At 71.4% G+C, this 17,628-nt stretch carries 12 protein-coding genes and 1 tRNA gene; 12 read left to right on the top strand and 1 reads right to left on the bottom strand.

The window, feature by feature from the left end; translation table 11 throughout:
• Nucleotides 1-108 precede the first annotated feature (108 nt).
• From bldG to DVA86_RS14180, 12 genes are all read left to right on the top strand, one after another.
• The gene (gene bldG / locus DVA86_RS14125; RefSeq protein ID WP_208878608.1) at nucleotides 109-450 is read left to right on the top strand and encodes an anti-sigma factor antagonist BldG; all 342 of its coding nucleotides are present in this window, start codon (nucleotides 109-111) and stop codon (nucleotides 448-450) included.
• A 141-nt stretch (nucleotides 451-591) separates the two neighbouring features.
• Nucleotides 592-1,041, top strand: coding sequence for an ATP-binding protein (locus DVA86_RS14130; RefSeq protein ID WP_208878610.1), 450 nt, complete (start codon nucleotides 592-594; stop codon nucleotides 1,039-1,041).
• A gap of 227 nt (nucleotides 1,042-1,268) precedes the next feature.
• A complete protein-coding gene (locus DVA86_RS14135; RefSeq protein WP_208878612.1) occupies nucleotides 1,269-3,659 on the top strand; it encodes a sodium-translocating pyrophosphatase in 2,391 nt (796 codons plus the stop codon).
• 211 nt (nucleotides 3,660-3,870) lie between these two features.
• Nucleotides 3,871-4,443: a small secreted protein gene (locus tag DVA86_RS14140; RefSeq protein ID WP_245996564.1), complete on the top strand. Its 573-nt coding sequence runs from the start codon at nucleotides 3,871-3,873 to the stop codon at nucleotides 4,441-4,443.
• Nucleotides 4,444-4,581: 138 nt separating this feature from the next.
• The gene (locus tag DVA86_RS14145) at nucleotides 4,582-6,255 is read left to right on the top strand and encodes a DUF7059 domain-containing protein (protein ID WP_208878615.1); all 1,674 of its coding nucleotides are present in this window, start codon (nucleotides 4,582-4,584) and stop codon (nucleotides 6,253-6,255) included.
• Between the two features lie 110 nt (nucleotides 6,256-6,365).
• Nucleotides 6,366-6,563, top strand: coding sequence for a hypothetical protein (locus tag DVA86_RS14150; protein ID WP_208878617.1), 198 nt, complete (start codon nucleotides 6,366-6,368; stop codon nucleotides 6,561-6,563).
• Between the two features lie 146 nt (nucleotides 6,564-6,709).
• On the top strand, nucleotides 6,710-9,574 hold the full coding sequence (gene topA / locus DVA86_RS14155) for a type I DNA topoisomerase (RefSeq protein WP_208878618.1): 2,865 nt from the start codon (nucleotides 6,710-6,712) through the stop codon (nucleotides 9,572-9,574).
• A gap of 130 nt (nucleotides 9,575-9,704) precedes the next feature.
• Nucleotides 9,705-12,914, top strand: coding sequence for a dTMP kinase (gene tmk / locus DVA86_RS14160; RefSeq protein WP_208878620.1), 3,210 nt, complete (start codon nucleotides 9,705-9,707; stop codon nucleotides 12,912-12,914).
• A gap of 174 nt (nucleotides 12,915-13,088) precedes the next feature.
• Nucleotides 13,089-14,297: a DNA polymerase III subunit delta' gene (locus tag DVA86_RS14165; RefSeq protein WP_208878622.1), complete on the top strand. Its 1,209-nt coding sequence runs from the start codon at nucleotides 13,089-13,091 to the stop codon at nucleotides 14,295-14,297.
• A gap of 52 nt (nucleotides 14,298-14,349) precedes the next feature.
• On the top strand, nucleotides 14,350-15,945 hold the full coding sequence (locus tag DVA86_RS14170) for an alpha/beta hydrolase (protein WP_208878624.1): 1,596 nt from the start codon (nucleotides 14,350-14,352) through the stop codon (nucleotides 15,943-15,945).
• A 100-nt stretch (nucleotides 15,946-16,045) separates the two neighbouring features.
• Nucleotides 16,046-16,122 (top strand) — tRNA-Thr (locus DVA86_RS14175).
• A gap of 197 nt (nucleotides 16,123-16,319) precedes the next feature.
• Nucleotides 16,320-16,529 (top strand): DUF5708 family protein, encoded by a 210-nt coding sequence (locus DVA86_RS14180; RefSeq protein WP_208878625.1) that lies wholly within the window; start codon nucleotides 16,320-16,322, stop codon nucleotides 16,527-16,529.
• An 89-nt stretch (nucleotides 16,530-16,618) separates the two neighbouring features.
• On the opposite strand, the gene sbnB is transcribed toward DVA86_RS14180, so the two are convergent.
• Complete coding sequence (gene sbnB, locus DVA86_RS14185) at nucleotides 16,619-17,626, bottom strand: 2,3-diaminopropionate biosynthesis protein SbnB (protein WP_208878626.1); 1,008 nt, start codon at nucleotides 17,624-17,626, stop codon at nucleotides 16,619-16,621.
• Between the last annotated feature and the right edge of the window lie 2 nt (nucleotides 17,627-17,628).

Consider the following 17,628-nt stretch of genomic DNA (forward strand, 5'->3'; position numbering starts at 1 on the left):
GATCCGTCCCCTGCCGTCGCCCGCCTCGGGCGGGAGACCACAGGAGGGGAGCCCCAGCAGGGGACGACCCAGGGGCGGACCGCTCGATAGCAAGGTGCTGGAGGATCCGTGGACCTGTCCCTGTCGACCCGTACTGTTGGCGATCGCACGATCGTCGAGGTCGGTGGCGAGATTGATGTATACACCGCGCCCAAGTTGCGCGAGCAGCTCGTCGAGCTCGTGAACGACGGGAGCTACCACCTCGTCGTGGACATGGAAGGCGTGGACTTCCTCGACTCGACTGGTCTCGGTGTGCTCGTCGGCGGGCTCAAGCGGGTGCGTGCCCACGAGGGCTCGCTCCGTCTCGTCTGCAACCAGGAGCGCATTCTCAAGATCTTCCGTATCACGGGCCTGACCAAGGTGTTCCCGATCCACGGCTCCGTCGACGATGCCGTCGCGGCCACCGACTGAGGTCACCCGCCGTTTCGCCCTGCCGTCCGTCCGGCCGGCCGGGCGACCGGATCAGACATCGGAAGCAGGGCTGCCGGGCCCGGCACAGGGCCCGGCAGCCGTGGATGCACACCTGTACCGCCCGTAGACGAGGGGGATGGCATGGCCACCGTGGAACTCCGTTTCAGCGCGCTTCCGGAGCATGTGCGGACGGCGCGGCTGGTGGCCGCCGCCGTGGCGCGCCGTGCCGGAGTCGATGAGGCCGTGCTGGACGAGGTGCGGCTCGCCGTGGGCGAGGCATGCACCCGCGCGGTGAGCCTGCACATGAGCAACGGCGTGGACAGCCCCGTACGGGTCGCCCTGATCGAGGACGAGAAGAAGTTTTCCATCGAGGTCGGCGACGAGGCCCCGGGTTCCACCGGCGCGCTCGTGCCCGGCGCTCGCGACGAGATCCCCGAGCCCCCGTCCGAGGACGAGGAGGCGGAGGCCGACGGCGAGATGGGCCTCGCGGTGATCAGCGGACTCGTCGACGATGTTGAGATCACCGCTGATGAGAAGGGCGGGATCATCCGTATGAGCTGGCCCACGACGCCTGCTCCGGCCCTCCCCTGAAAGATCGTTAAAAAGATCATTCTTCGGCCCCGTCAATTAGGCCGACCCCCTCGAATGAGGGAATTCTTCACGGGCACTCCATTCGATCTTCGCTGACCGGCGGCTAATTGCTGCTGTCGCGCTCTGTTTTGATCCGGAGCCGCTCCCTAGAATCCGTCCACCATCTTTGCAGCAGGACGCCTGAGCGTGCTTGCGCGCGCCCATGTGCCAAACGTCAAGGAGGACGAATGGCGGGGCATCTCAGCCCACTTCAGAAGCACCAGCACCTCGCTGATGCCGTACTGACGAGCGGCAACCGCGGTCTCGTGATCGTGATCGCGGTCGTAGCGCTCGCGGCTCTCGGCGTCGGCCTGGTGCTTGTCAAGCAAGTGCTTGCCGCCGGTGAGGGCACCGACAGCATGAAGAAGATCGCGGCGGCCATCCAGGAAGGCGCGAACGCCTATCTGGCACGGCAGCTGCGTACCCTCGGCGCATTCGCTGTGGTGGTCTTCTTCCTGCTGTTCCTACTGCCCGCCGACGACGCGGAGCAACGGATCGGCCGTTCGTTGTTCTTCCTGGTCGGCGCCGGTTTCTCGGCAGCCACCGGCTATATCGGTATGTGGCTCGCGGTGCGCAGCAATGTGCGTGTGGCTGCTGCGGCGCGTGAGGCGACACCGGCTGACGGCGAGTCCGGGAAATCGGCGGATCTCACCGCGGTGGCGCACAAGGCGACGAAGATCGCGTTCCGTACGGGCGGTGTCGTCGGCATGTTCACCGTCGGCCTCGGCCTGCTGGGCGCCGCCACCGTCGTGCTCGTCTACACGAACGACGCCCCCAAGGTGCTCGAGGGCTTCGGCCTCGGCGCCGCGCTGATCGCGATGTTCATGCGTGTCGGCGGCGGCATCTTCACCAAGGCCGCCGACGTCGGCGCCGACCTCGTCGGCAAGGTCGAGCAGGGCATCCCCGAGGACGACCCCCGCAACGCCGCCACCATCGCGGACAACGTGGGCGACAACGTCGGTGACTGCGCGGGCATGGCCGCCGACCTCTTCGAGTCGTACGCCGTCACGCTGGTCGCCGCGCTCATCCTGGGCACGGCCGTCTTCGGCGACGCGGGGCTCGCCTTCCCGCTGCTGGTCCCGGCGATCGGCGTGATCACCGCGATGATCGGCGTCTTCGCCGTCGCACCCCGTGCCACCGACCGCAGCGGCATGACCGCCATCAACCGCGGCTTCTTCATCTCCGCGGTGATCTCGCTGGTGCTGGTCGGCATCGCGTCGTTCATGTATCTGCCGTCCAGCTATGCGGACCTGAAGAACGTCCCCGCGGAGATCCAGGGCCACGACGGCAATCCGCAGGTGCTCGCCGTGACCGCCGTCGCGATCGGCATCGTGCTGGCCGCGGTGATCCAGCAGCTGACCGGCTACTTCACGGAGACCAGCCGCAAGCCCGTACAGGACGTCGGCAAGACGTCGCTGACCGGCCCGGCCACCGTCGTGCTCTCCGGTATCTCGCTCGGCCTGGAGTCCGCCGTCTACACCGCGCTGCTGATCGGACTCAGCGTGTACGGCGCGTTCCTGCTCGGCGGCGGCACCCTGATGCTGGCGCTGTTCGCGGTCGCACTGGCGGGCACCGGCCTGCTGACGACCGTCGGCGTCATCGTGGCCATGGACACCTTCGGGCCGGTCTCCGACAACGCGCAGGGCATCGCGGAGATGTCCGGCGACGTCGAGGGCGCGGGCGCCCAGGTGCTGACCGACCTGGACGCGGTGGGCAACACCACCAAGGCGATCACCAAGGGCATCGCCATCGCCACGGCCGTGCTCGCCGCGGCGGCGCTGTTCGGCTCGTACCGCATCGAGCTCTCCAAGGCGCTGGCCGAGGCCGGCGAGGGCGCGGGCGAGATGCTGAAGGTCCTGGACATCGCCCAGCCCAGCACCCTGGTGGGGCTGATGCTCGGGGCCAGCGTCGTCTTCCTGTTCTCGGGGCTGGCGATCAACGCGGTGTCGCGGTCGGCCGGTTCCGTGGTCTACGAGGTGCGCCGGCAGTTCCGGGAGAAGCCCGGGATCATGGACTACACCGAGAAGCCGGAGTACGGGCGCGTCGTCGACATCTGCACCAAGGACGCGCTCCGCGAGCTGACCACGCCGGGCCTGCTGGCGGTCTTCTCGCCGATCTGCGTCGGCTTCGCGTTCGGTGTCGGCGCGCTGGCCGCGTTCCTCGCCGGTGCGATCGGCGCGGGCACCCTGATGGCCGTCTTCCTCGCCAACTCGGGCGGCGCCTGGGACAACGCGAAGAAGATGGTCGAGGACGGGCACCACGGCGGCAAGGGCAGCGAGGCCCACGAGGCCACCGTGATCGGTGACACGGTCGGTGACCCGTTCAAGGACACCGCCGGCCCGGCGATCAACCCGCTGCTGAAGGTGATGAACCTGGTGGCGCTGCTGATCGCGCCCGCTGTCGTGCAGTTCAGCTACGGCGACGACAAGAGCACGGGTGTACGCGCCCTCATCGCGGTGCTGTCCGGCGCGATCATCGTCGGCGCGGTCTACGTCTCCAAGCGGCGCGGAATCGCCGTTGGTGAGGAAGGCAACACCGAACGGGTGGCCAAATCCGGCGACCCGGTCGCGGCGTCCTAGCCGCGGGCGGCTGACCTGCCCTAACACCGGGGCGGACGGAGTGTGTTGACGCTCCGTCCGCCCCTTCGTGTGTGCTTGTCGGGGTGTGTCCGGCGCGGGGACGTGTGGTGCAAACGGCTCAACCAGGGACAGAACTATCGTCCGACTCACCGCCGATGCGTCCGTGGCGTGTAAGTTCCGGGCCGGAAGAGCCACGGAAGGGACCCATCCGGTGAACAAGAAGCTCACGGCTGCACTGTCCGGCGGTGCGGCACTCGTACTGGCGCTGACCGGCTGCAGCAGCGAAGACGACGGCAGCAAGGAGACCGACGACTGGGCCAAGAAGGTCTGCGACCAGGTGAAGCCCCAGGTCAACAAGATCCAGCAGGCCAACACCTCGATCAATGAGGCGTCCCAGCAGAAGAAGTCACCCGAAGAGGTCAAGAAGACCGACTCGGCGGCGTTCCAGGACATCTCCGAGTCGTACAAGTCCCTTGCCACGGCCGTCGACGACGCGGGCGAGCCGCCGGTCGACAAGGGCTCGAAGCTTCAGACGGACGCGGTGAAGGAGCTCAACGGGCTCTCCCGGCAGTACGGCGAGCTGAAGAAGACCGTCGACAAGATGAACACGAAGGACCAGGCGAAGTTCGCCTCCGGGCTCAAGGAACTCGCGACCAAGCTCGGCCAGCTGGGCCAGAGCGGCGACGAGTCGCTGCAGAAGCTGCAGTCCGGCGATCTGGGCAAGGCGATGGCCAAGCAGGAGGGCTGCAAGCGGCCGTCCCCGGGGTCGACGACGGACGCGTAACCGGCCGGCGGCGCGGCGGGCGTCCGGCGCGCGCACGGCAGGCGTACGGGGCCGGGCGGGGCGTACGGCTCGTACGGCTCGCGGGGGCGGGGCGTACGGCTCGTACGGGCGCGCCGCCCCCGGTGCGCCCCGGCGCGAATGTCCCACGGGCGCCACAATGGTCCCGTGACACACCCGCTCCCGCTCCCCGAGCCCACGCCCGAATCCGCCGCCCGGCTCCGTGCCGCGCTGCTCGCCGCCCGCTTCACCGCCGACGGACTGCTGGAGCTGCTCGGCGCCCCCGCCTACGCGGCCCTCGCCCGCAGCGAGACCGTGCCCGCCTCGCGGGCCACCCGCGGCGGCGGACCGCTCGCGACGCTCGTCCGGCTCTTCCTGCTCCAGCAGCCCGTCGGCAGGGAGCAGGCGTACGCGGCCCTGCCCGGGGACGAGGCGCTCGCCGACGGCTGGCTGGTCCGTACGGGCAGGGGCGACAGGGGCGCGGGCGGTTCGGGCACGGGCGGTACGGACGCGGGGGAGGCCCAGGACTCCGTACGCGCCACCGTCGACATCCGCCCGTACAGCGGCCCGGACGGGCAGGACTGGTGGATCGTCTCCGACCTCGGCCGCGCCGTCGGCGGCGCGGGCGGCGTGGGCGGCGCGGGTCACCCGCACCCGGGCGCCGCGAACGGGCCGGACGCCGCCGAACTGCCCGAGCCGCAGGCCGATGTCGTCCTCGGCGTCGGCGGTGCCTCCACCACCCTCGCCGGGATCACCGTCCGTACGCCGGTCGCCCGCGCGCTCGACCTCGGTACGGGCTCCGGCATCCAGGCCCTGCACGCCGCGCAGCACGCCACCCGCGTCGTCGCCACCGACCTGAACGCCCGCGCCCTGCGCATCACCCGTCTCACCCTCGCGCTCTCCGGCGCGCCGGAGGCGGATCTGCGGGAGGGCTCGCTCTTCGAACCCGTCGCAGACGAGGGCCCGTTCGACCTGATCGTGTCCAACCCGCCGTTCGTCATCTCCCCGGACGACGGCCCCGACGCCCGGCTGACGTACCGCGACGGCGGGATGCGCGGCGACGACCTGTGCCGCACGATCGTCCAGCAGGCCGTCGACCACCTGTCAGAGGGCGGCTACTGCCAGCTGCTCGCCAACTGGGAGCACCGCGAGGGCGAGGACTGGCGGGACCGGGTCGCGGGCTGGGTGCCGGGCGGCTGCGACGCGTGGATCGTGCAGCGTGAGGTCCAGGACGTGGCGCAGTACGCGGAGTTGTGGCTGCGCGACTCCGGGGACCACCTGCGTGGGCAGGACGCGTACGCGGCGCGCTACGAGGCCTGGCTCGACGAGTTCGAGGCGCGCGGCACCAGGGCCGTCGGCTTTGGCTGGATCACGCTGCGCGCCACCTCCGCCGAACTCCCCTCCGTCATCGCCGAGGAGTGGCCGCACCCGGTGGAGCAGCCGCTCGGCGAGGTCGTACGCGCCCACTTCGACCGGCAGGACTTCCTGCGCGGCACCGACGACGCCGCCCTCCTCTCCTGGCACTTCCAGCTGGCCGACGAGGTCGTACAGGAGCAGGTCGGGCTGCCCGGGGCAGAGGACCCGGAGCACGTGGTGCTGCGGCAGCACCGCGGGATGCGGCGGGCCACCAAGGTGGACACCGTCGGCGCGGGCTTCGCCGGCGTGTGCGACGGGTCACTTCCGGCGGGGCGGATTCTGGACGCCATCGCGCAGCTGCTGGGCGAGGATCCCGTACGGCTGCGGGACCGTACGCCGGAGGCGATCCGGCTGCTGGTGGAGCAGGGCTTCCTGCTGCCGGTCCCGGAGACGGCGTGACCGCCTGACAGCGTGACGGCGTGAGAGTCCCGTGCGCGACGGCCGGTCGGCAGCCTGGCGTTCATCCGGAGTTCGGGCGTGTGTCCGGAACGCGTGTGAAGGTGCGGGTCATGGAGAGTGGACCCGCGGTTTTCGCTGGAGTGGTCTTCACCGTGTTCGGCGCCGTGCTGCTGATGTGGACGGGGACACGCGCGTGGCGGGGCCGTCCGGTCGCGGAGGGTGTGCGCCAGGTCACCGCCGCGGCGCTGACCGGGGGCTTCGGGCTGGTCTCGGGGTGTGGCGGTGTCTGGATGTTGCTGTCCGGCTGAGCGGTGGCGATGCATCGGGCGGCAGGAATGCCGGTTGTCGGGTTACCGTTCGAGTGGCGTTGTGGACTTTTCCCGTTTGACATGGGGGCGGGAGGTACCGTCACACTCCGCAGCGATACCGAAGCCGACCGGAGAGAAGAGCGAAGTTGTCCCCGACCAGCGAGACCGCGAACGGCGGGCGCCGGCTCGTGATCGTAGAGTCGCCCGCCAAGGCCAAGACGATCAAGGGCTACCTCGGCCCTGGCTACGTTGTCGAGGCCAGTGTGGGGCATATCCGCGATCTTCCGAACGGTGCCGCCGAGGTCCCCGCCAAGTACAAGGGCGAGCCCTGGGCACGGCTCGGCGTCAACGTCGACCACGACTTCGAGCCGCTGTACGTCGTCAACAGCGACAAGAAGGACCAGGTCAAGAAGCTCAAGTCGCTTCTCGCCGAGTCCGACGAACTCCTGCTCGCCACCGATGAGGACCGCGAAGGCGAGGCCATCGCCTGGCATCTGCGCGAGGTCCTGAAGCCCAAGGTGCCGGTGCGGAGGATGGTCTTCCACGAGATCACCAAGCACGCGATCCAGGAAGCCGTCAACAACCCGCGCGACCTGAACCAGAAGCTCGTCGACGCCCAGGAGACCCGCCGCATCCTCGACCGCCTCTACGGCTACGAGGTCTCGCCGGTCTTGTGGAAGAAGGTCATGCCGCGGCTCTCGGCGGGCCGCGTCCAGTCCGTCGCCACCCGGCTCGTCGTCGAGCGGGAGCGGGAGCGGATGGCGTTCCGCTCCGCCGAGTACTGGGACCTGACCGGCACCTTCGCCACAGGCCGTACGGGCGACACCTCCGACCCCGGCACCTTCGGCGCGCGGCTCACCGCGGTCGACGGCCGCCGCGTCGCGCAGGGCCGCGACTTCGGCTCGGACGGTCAGCTCAAGGCCGCCAGCGCGACCGCCCAGGTGCTGCACCTGGACGAGGCCACGGCGCGCGGCCTCGCCGAGGGCCTGCGGGACAGCGCGTTCTCGGTGCGCTCGGTGGAGTCCAAGCCGTACCGCCGCTCGCCGTACGCCCCCTTCCGTACGACCACCCTCCAGCAGGAGGCGAGCCGCAAGCTCGGCTTCGGCGCGAAGGTGACGATGCAGGTGGCGCAGAAGCTGTACGAGAACGGCTTCATCACCTATATGCGTACGGACTCCACGACCCTCTCCGACACCGCGATCTCCGCGGCCCGCGCCCAGGTCACGCAGCTCTACGGCGCGGACTACCTGCCGGACCGCCCCCGCACGTACAGCTCCAAGGTCAAGAACGCGCAGGAGGCGCATGAGGCGATCCGCCCCTCAGGCGACCGCTTCCGTACGCCCGCCGAGACCGGGCTGACGGGGGAGCGCTTCAAGCTGTACGAGCTGATCTGGAAGCGGACTGTCGCCTCGCAGATGAAGGACGCGGTCGGCCAGTCCGTCACCGTGAAGGTCGGCGGCCGGAGCGTGGACGGGCGGGACGCGGAGTTCAGCGCCACCGGCAAGATCATCACGTTCCACGGCTTTCTCAAGGCGTACGTCGAGGGCGCCGATGACCCCAACGCCGAGCTCGACGACCGCGAGCGGCGGCTGCCGCAGGTCGCCGAAGGCGACCCGCTGACCGCCGACGAGCTGACCGCCGACGGGCACTCGACGAAGCCGCCGGCCCGGTACACCGAGGCGACGCTGGTCAAGGAGCTGGAGGAGCGCGAGATCGGGCGCCCGTCCACGTACGCCTCGATCATCGGCACCATCCTCGACCGGCGCTACGTCTTCAAGAAGGGCACGGCACTCGTGCCGTCCTTCCTGTCCTTCGCCGTGGTCGGGCTGCTGGAGAAGCACTTCGGGCGGCTGGTGGACTACGACTTCACCGCCAAGATGGAGGACGACCTCGACCAGATCGCGGCCGGCGACGCCGAGTCCGTGCCCTGGCTGCGGCGCTTCTACTTCGGTACGGGCGGCCCCGAGGGCGGCGGTGGCGCCGGCCCGGCGGCCTCCGCCGCGGACTCCGGCAACGGCGACGGCGACCACCTGGGCGGACTCAAGGAGCTGGTGTCCGACCTGGGCGCCATCGACGCCCGCGGCATCTCGTCGTTCCCCGTCGGGGACGGCATCATGCTGCGCGTCGGGCGGTACGGCCCGTACGTCGAGAAGCCGTCTGACAACCCCGACGAGCCGGGCCAGCGCGCGGACGTGCCGGACGACCTGCCTCCGGACGAGCTCAGCGTCGAGTACGCGGAGGAGCTGCTGGCCAAGCCGAGCGGCGACTTCGAGCTGGGCACCGACCCGGAGACGGGGCGGCCGGTCGTGGCGAAGGACGGGCGGTACGGCCCGTACGTCACGGAGGTGCTGCCCGAGGGCACGCCGAAGACCGGGAAGAACGCGGTGAAGCCGCGTACGGCTTCTCTGTTCAAGTCGATGTCCCTCGATTCGGTGACGCTCGACGACGCGCTCAAGCTGCTCTCGCTGCCCCGCGTGGTGGGTGTGGACCCCGAGTCGGACACCGAGATCACCGCGCAGAACGGGCGCTACGGCCCGTATCTGAAGAAGGGGACGGACTCACGCTCGCTCGAGTCGGAGGAGCAGCTCTTCACCATCACGCTGGACGAGGCGCTGGCGATCTACGCCCAGCCGAAGCAGCGCGGGCGTGCCGCGGCGAAGCCGCCGCTGAAGGAGCTGGGCACGGACCCGGAGAGCGAGAAGCCGGTGGTCGTGAAGGACGGGCGGTTCGGCCCGTACGTCACGGACGGCGAGACGAACGCCACGCTGCGGCGGGATGACGACGTCGAGACGATCACCGCTGAGCGCGCCTTCGAGTTGCTGGCGGACAAGCGGGCCAAGGGGCCGGTGAAGAAGAAGACCGCGGCGAAGAAGACCACCGCGAAGAAGGCGCCCGCCAAGAAGGCGCCCGCCAAGAAGACCGCGGCCAAGAAGACGGCGGCGAAGAAGACCACGGCGAAGAAGGCGCCCGCCAAGAAGACCGCCGCCAAGAAGGCGCAGGCGGCGGAGTAGTTCCGGAGCCCGCGACGCGTTCCGCGCCACCCGCGCGGGGCGCGTCGCGGGCGTGTTTGCGGGCCCGCGGCGCCGCCCAATTGTTCGGGCGGCGCCGCACGTTGTCGGCCGCTCCCGATACGCTGGCAGAATGACGCGTGCAGAGCAGCCAACAGGCGTGGCCCCGGGAGGCCCCGCCGCAGACGACGCACTCGCCGCAGAGTCCCGCGAGCGTGCCGTGCGGGCACTCCTGCGTTACGCACCGCTGCGGCGGCTGTGGAGTGCCCAGTTCACCGGCGGAGTCGGCGACGTCCTCTCCGTCCTCGTGCTGCTGCTGCTCGCACTCCAGGCGGCCATCGTCGTGCCCCTGTCCGGCGGCCCGGAGGTCTTGGGCGGGGGTTACCGGGGCGTTGCCTTCGCGGTCGCGGCCGTCTTCGGCGTGCGGCTGCTGGCGACCGTCCTCTTCGGCGCGGTGCTGCTCGGACCCGTCTCCGCGCTGACCGCACCAGGCGGCGCCCTTGACCGGCGCTGGACCATGATCGGCGCCGACGCCTTCCGTTCGGCCACGCTGATCGTCGCGCCGCTGTGGATCGACTGGACACCGGACAACGCCTTCGCCGCGATCCTGGTCACCGTCTTCGTCACGGGTGTCGCCGAGCGCTTCTGGACCGTCGCCAAGGACAGCGCCGCCCCGGCGCTGCTCCCCGCGCCGCCCCCGGAGGGCGCCGCCGTACGCCCGCTCCCGGACCACCAGGACGCGCTGCGCCGGCTGTGGGCCCGTACGGGCTTCCTCGCCTTCCCGATCGCCGCCGCCGCGCTCGTCCTGGTGACCCTCATCGGGAACCTGCTGGGGTCCGGCATCGAGTGGTTCAGCGACCACCAGGCGGCCCTCGGCTCGTACGTGGCGGCCGGGCTGTTCGCGGGCTCGCTGTCCGTGCTGTATTTCCTCGAGCTGCCCGACACCGAGACGCCGCGCCCCCGTTCGCCGCTCGAAGGGCTGCGCCGGCCCAAGCGGGGCGACGCACCCGACAAGGGCCGCACCGGCGCCGTTCCGCTGCTCGTGCTCGCCTGCGCGGCGACGTCGGGGGCGATCGCGGCGGCCGTGGCGCTGGCAGCGTTCCAGGCGGCGGACCTCGGCGGCGGCCCGGTGACGTTCGGGCTGCTGGTCCTGGGGCTCACGGGCGGTACGGCAGCCGGCATCCGGCTCGCACCCCGTACGTTCCCGGCGCTCTCCCGGCGCCGCCTGCTCGCCGTCGCGATCGCCGTCACCGGCATCGCGCTGCTCGCCACCGGGCTCACGCCCGACACGGCGACGGTGGTGGGCCTGTCGTTCGTCACCGGGCTCACCGCCGGTGTCGCCGCGCACACCGGGCACACGCTGCTCGACCAGGAGGTCGAGGAATTCCGGCGGTCGCGTACGACCGAGCACCTGCACGCCGTCGTCCGTCTGTCGCTCGCGCTGTGCGCCCTCATCGCCCCCGTCCTGGCCGGGCTCATCGGGCCGCACCGGATGGAGAGCGGCGACTTCGTCTTCGAGCACGGCGGTGCCGCGTTCGCGCTGATGCTCGTCGGCGCGCTGCTGCTGCCCGTCGCGGCGCTCGTCCTCGGGCGTACGGACGACCGGCAGGGCGTGCCGCTCCGTACGGACCTGCGCGCGGCCCTGACCGGAACCGAAACGGAACAGGGGCCGGCGGCCAACGGCTTCTTCATCGCCGTCGAGGGCGGCGACGGGGCCGGGAAGTCCACCCAGGCGGAAGTCCTGGCGGAGTGGATCCGGAACAAGGGCCACGAGGTCGTCGTCACCCGGGAGCCGGGCGCGACGCCGATCGGCAAGCGGCTGCGTTCGATCCTGCTCGACGTCTCCTCGGCCGGCCTGTCCGACCGCGCGGAGGCCCTGCTCTACGCCGCCGACCGCGCCGAGCACATCGACTCGGTGGTGCGTCCCGCGCTGGAGCGCGGCGCCGTCGTCATCTCCGACCGGTACATCGACTCCTCCGTCGCGTACCAGGGCGCCGGGCGCGAGCTGTCGCCGACCGAGATCGCCCGGATCTCCCGCTGGGCCACGGACGGGCTCGTTCCGCATCTGACGGTGCTGCTCGACATCTCGCCGGAGACGGCCCGCGAGCGGTTCACCGAGGCGCCGGACCGGCTGGAGTCCGAGTCCGCGGCGTTCCACCAGCGGGTCCGCGCCGGGTTCCTCACGCTGGCCGCCGCCGACCCGGCGCGCTATCTGATCGTGGACGCCGGGCAGGAGACCGAATCGGTCACCACCGTCGTACGGCACCGGCTCGACCAGATGCTGCCGCTGTCCGAGGCCGAGATCAAGGCGCGCGAGGACGCCCGTAAGGCGGCCGAGGAGGAGGCACGCCGGCGGGCCGAGGAAGAGGCGGCGCGCAAGGCGGAAGAGGAGCGCCTCGAACGCGAACGGCAGGCGCAGATCGAGCGGTTGCGCGCCGAGGAGGAAGAACGCAAGCGTCGCGAGCAGGAGTTGGAGCGGCAGCGCGAAGAGGCACGCCGGGCCGAGGAGGCGCGTCAGCGCGCGGAGGAGGCGCGGCGCATCGCCGAGGAGGAGCGGAAGCGCCGCGAGGCCGAGGAGCAGCAGCGCCAGGAGGAGCAGGACCGGCTGCGGCGGCTGGCCGAGGAGCAGCAGCGGCTGCGCGCGGAGGCGGAGGAGCGCCGCCTGGAGAAGCAGCGCAAGGCGGAGGAGGCGCTGCTGCGGGCGGAGCAGGCGCGGACCTCGGGCGGCGCCGGTACGGCGGGCGGTGCGGCTACGGCGGGCGGTGCGGCCCGTAAGGAAGGCCCGCGGCCCGCGGACAACGAGTCGACGGAGCAGCTGCCGGTCGTCGGTGACGGCATACAGTACGGCGGTACGGGCCCCGCTTCCGGTGGCCCTCGGGGCGGCAAGGGCCCCGACCTGCCGGACGACGCCTCGCAGACCGTTCAGATCCCGCGCGTCGAGCCCACGGAGCAGGGGCAGGCGCAGGCACCGGCCCAGGCCGGGCCCGGTGACCCGGACGGCGAGGACACCACGCAGCTGCCGCGCATCAGCGTGCCGGGCACCGATGAGGGCGCGGGCGTCGCCCCGGAGGAAGAGACGACGGTCATGCCGCCCGTACGTCCCGACACCCCGGACGCCCGCGACGAGGTGACGCGCACCCGCGAGCTGCCCCAGGTCACGCCGGAGGGCCCGCCCCGCCCCCGTCCCGACTGGGCCGAGGAGACCCCGCTCGACGACATGCCGACCCTCGCGGACGAACTGCTCGGCCCGCACGACGAGTTCGCGGACGAGGCGCGGCAGGACGGCGCGCAGCAGAACGGCGCCGGCGGGGACCGCAAGGAGGGCCGCCGCCGCAGGCGCTGACGGCCGGCGGCCCTGACCGCCCGTGGCGGCGACCGTCAGGGCACGTGACGGTGCCGACCGCCAGGGCACCGATTGTCAGGGCACCGACCGTCGGGGCACCGATTGTCAGAGGCATCGCGGACAATGTGAGCGTTGCCCGCACCGTCGCGGCAGCCGTGTGACGTCAGGAGAGCCATGGCCGTATGGGACGACGTGGTCGGTCAGGACCGGGTGACCGCCCAGCTGACCGCCGCCGCGCGTGACGCCGACGCGTACGTCACCGCCGCGGCCGCGGGGGAGCCGCCCGCCCTGAGCGGCTCCTCGATGACGCACGCCTGGCTGTTCATCGGCCCGCCCGGATCCGGCCGTTCCACCGCCGCCCGCGCCTTCGCCGCGGCGCTGCAGTGCGTCAGCCCGGACCGCGCGCTCGGCGGCCGGCCGGGCTGCGGCTTCTGCGACGGCTGCCACACGGCGCTGGTCGGCACGCACGCGGACGTCGAGGTCGTGCGTACGGACCTGCTCTCCATCGGCGTCAAGGAGACCCGCGACCTGGTGCGCCGCGCGCAGCTGTCCCCGGCGGGCGGCCGCTGGCAGATCATCGTCCTCGAGGACTCCGACCGGCTGACGGAGGGCGCGGCGAACGTCCTGCTGAAGGCCATCGAGGAGCCCGCGCCCCGTACCGTGTGGCTGCTCTGCGCCCCCTCCACGGAGGACGTGCTGCCCACGATCCGGTCCCGCTGCCGCACGCTCGGGCTCCGTACGCCCCCGGTCGAGGCGGTGGCGGACGTGCTGGTCCGCCGCGACGGCATCGAGCCCGAAGCCGCGGCCGTCGCCGCCCGCGCCACCCAGGGCCACATCGGCCGGGCCCGCCGGCTGGCCACGGACGAACGGGCGCGGGCGCGCCGTTCCGCCGTGCTGCGGCTGCCGCAGCGCGTGGCGGACGTCGGGGACGCGCTGAAGGCGGCGCAGGAGCTGATCGACGCCGCGACGGAGGACGCCAAGCAGGTCGGCGAGGACCGCGACGCGAAGGAGACCGACGAGCTGCGCACCGCCCTCGGCGCCGCCGAGGGCAAGCGGCTGCCGCGCGGCACGGCGGGCGCGATGAAGGAGCTGGAGGACCGGCAGAAGAGACGTGCCACGCGTACCCAGCGGGACTCCCTCGACCTCGCCCTCACCGACCTGACGGCGTTCTACCGCGATGTGCTGGCCCGCCAGTTGGGCTCGTCCGTCGCGGTGGCCAACGAGGACGTACGGGACGCGGTCGAGCAGATCGCGGCGCGCTCCCGCCCGGAGCACAGCCTGCGCCGGATAGAGGCAGTCCTGGCCTGCCGCGACGCGCTCGACCGGAACGTCGCGCCGCTGCTCGCGGTGGAGGCGATGGCGATGTCGCTGCGGGAAGGTTGAGCCCGGCTGCGGATACGCTCCTGGGACCGTCGTACTGCCAGGGAAGGGCTCTATGAACACCAGGCGTCTGCTCCGCACCTCGTCGGCCGCGTGCCTGGCCGCCGCGCTGCTGATGTCGGGCTGCTCCTCCGGGGACTCGGACGAGGACCGGAACGAGAAGGACAACGCCGACGCCAGCCCCAGCCGTACGCCGGGCGGCAACGCACCACCGCTCAAGGCGCTGCCCGCGGATACGCCGGAGGAGCTGAAGCCGTACTACGAGCAGAAGCTCAAGTGGCGCGAGTGCGGCACCATCGGCTTCGAGTGCACGACCCTGAAGGTGCCGCTGGACTACGCGAAGCCGGACCCCGAGGCCGAGTTGAAGCTCGCGGTGTCCCGTAAGAAGGCGGGCGGCGACGGCAAGCGGATCGGTTCGCTGATGGTCAATCCGGGCGGCCCGGGCGGCTCCGCCATCCAGTACCTGCAGCAGGCAGCGGCGGTCGGCTTCCCGTCGGAGGTGCGCGAGCGGTACGACATCGTGGGCATGGACCCGCGCGGAGTGGCCCGCAGCGAGCCCGTCGAGTGCCTCTCCGACCGGGAGATGGACCAGTTCGTCACCACCGACCAGACGCCGGACGAGGAGAAGGAGACCGACAAGCTCGTCTCCGCGTACGAGGACTTCGCCGAGGGCTGCGAGCAGCGGTCCAGCGGGCTGCTCGGGCATGTCTCGACGGTCGAGGCGGCGCGGGACATGGACGTGCTGCGGTCGGCGCTCGGCGACGACAAGGTGTCGTACTACGGCGCGTCGTACGGCACGTTCCTCGGCGCCACGTACGCCGGCCTCTACCCCCAGCGCACCGGCCGCCTCGTCCTGGACGGCGCGCTGGACCCGTCGCTCTCCGCGCGCGAGGTCAACCGGCAGCAGACGGGCGGCTTCGAAACGGCGTTCCGCGCCTTCGCCGAGGACTGCGTCAAGCAGTCCGACTGCCCGCTGGGCAAGAAGAACGCGAAGGACGCGGGCGAGCGGCTCAGCGCCTTCTTCAAGAAGGTCGACGCCGAGCCCGTCCCGACCGGCGAGTCCCGCAAGCTCACGGAGTCGCTGGCCACGACGGGCGTCGTGCAGGCGATGTACAGCGAGGTGCTCTGGCCGGATCTGCGCAAGGCGCTGACGTCGGCGATGAAGGGCCAGGGCGGCGACCTGCTGGCGCTCTCCGACTCGTACTACGAGCGGGACTCGGACGGCACGTACGCCAACATCATGTTCGCCAACCCGGCAGTCAACTGCCTCGACCTGCCCCCGGCGTTCTCCGGCCCGGAGGACGTGAAGAAGGGCGTCGAGTCCTTCGAGAAGGTCTCCCCGGTCTTCGGACGCGGCTTCGCCTGGGCGGCGCTGAACTGCGCGTACTGGCCGGAGAAGCCCACCGGCAAGCAGCACAGCATCCAGGCGAAGGGCGCGCCGCCGATCGTCGTGATCGGCACCACCCGCGACCCGGCCACCCCGTACGCCTGGGCGCAGGGGCTCGCCGGCCAGCTGTCCTCGGGCCGGCTGCTGACCCGCGAGGGGGACGGGCACACGGCGTTCATGCAGGGCAGCGAGTGCGTGGACAGCACGGTCGGGGACTACCTGGTGAGCGGCAAGGCGCCGGAGGACGGCAAGCGCTGCACGTAGGCGGCGGGGGTGCCCTGGCCGTCCCCACCCGGGTCGGGGCACCCCCGGAAACCCTGTAGACTTGTCGCCGCTGGTCCGGCCACCATGGCTGACGCAGCGTGCCGCCTTAGCTCAGTTGGCCAGAGCGACGCACTCGTAATGCGTAGGTCGGGGGTTCGACTCCCCCAGGCGGCTCCACACCGACCAGGCCCCTTCCGGATGACGGAAGGGGCCTGGTCGCGTTCGGGCGCCCAGTCGCGTGTCCCTCTAACGATGCAGTGCCGGATCCTGCGGAGGACGGACGAGTTCTTGCCCTCACCGTTCCTACGATGATCCCGGTTTCCAGACCGACTGCGCGTGCGTGCGTCATGCCTTCCGCAAAAGGAGTCCCAGCGGTGAATCGCCCTTCCAGGAACCTGACCGAAGGATCCGTAACCCTGCTCGTCGGCCTCGCGCTGAGGCTGTTCACCGAGGGCGTCGAGACTCCGGTCTTCACCCTCACCAAGGTGGGCGCCGTTCTCATGGTCGTCGGCGGTGTCCTGCTGCTCACGGGGCTCGTCCAGGCGGTACGGGCGTCCGGGCCCGTGGTGGGTCGCCGCGGGTAGGCACGGCCGTGCCCCGTACGCCGCGGAGGCGTACGGGGCACGGGTGGGCCGTTCGGCCCGGTGTGGGCGGGGTCAGCGCCGGGGTCGGGCTACCAGCGGGTCGTCTCGCCGAAGAAGTCCTGGATCTCCACCGTGTCGCCCGCCGCGCGCGCCGCGCTGTAGATGTGGGCGCCGACCGCGAGGTCCAGTACGCCCAGTCCGAACGGCGAGAAGATCACCGGCTTGTCCGAGTCCGTACGCACCTCCCCGCGGATGTGCTGCGCGAGCGTGCCGGTCATGAAGTCCCGGTTGCCGTACTTCTGTTCCGCCAGGTGCGGCGAGGTGTTGGCCTTCAGGCAGTGCTCGACGTCGTCCACGATGTTGTACGCGCCGTGCACGATCTCCGCGCCGATGTCCCGCAGCGAGACGTTGAGCACGACCTGGCCCGGGGCGAACGCGTCGGGCTCCACGACGTACGGCTCGCCCGCGGTGGTGGCGAAGAGCACCAGGTCCGCGCCGGTGATGGCCTTGTCCCGGTCCATCTCCACCGACGCGGACTCGCCCAGCGCCGTACGGGCGTGGCCGGCCAGCGCCTCGGCGTACTCGGACGACTGGTCGTGCACGACGAGTTCGCCGATGGACCACTCCTGTGAGTGGAAGAACTCCAGGATGTTGCGCGCGATGATGCCGGCCCCGATGACGGTCAGCCGGGCCGCCGTACGGCCACCGGTCAGCTGCTCGGCGGCCAGCACCGCGGAGGCGGCCGTACGCGCCGCGCTGATCTGGGATGCCTCGAGGAGCGCGAACGGGTAGCCGGTGGCGTAGTCGTTGAGGAGCAGTGCCGCGGACGCCCGCGGGATGCCGTTCTGGATGTTCCCGGGGAAGCTGCTGATCCACTTGATTCCCGCCACGTCGTGCTCGCCTCCCAGGTAGGCGGGCAAGGCGATGATCCGGGAGTCCGGCTTGTCGGGGAAGCGGAGGAAGTAGCTGTCCGGGTTGACGGAGTCGCCCGCGTCATGGGTCAGGTAGGTCTCCCGGACCGTACGGACGATTTCGGGGCGGCTGCCCTCGATGATCTCGCGGGCGGTCTTGCCGCCTACGACGCTGAACTCGAACACGG

This window comes from Streptomyces armeniacus (genome assembly GCF_003355155.1).
GTDB classification, from domain to species: domain Bacteria; phylum Actinomycetota; class Actinomycetes; order Streptomycetales; family Streptomycetaceae; genus Streptomyces; species Streptomyces armeniacus.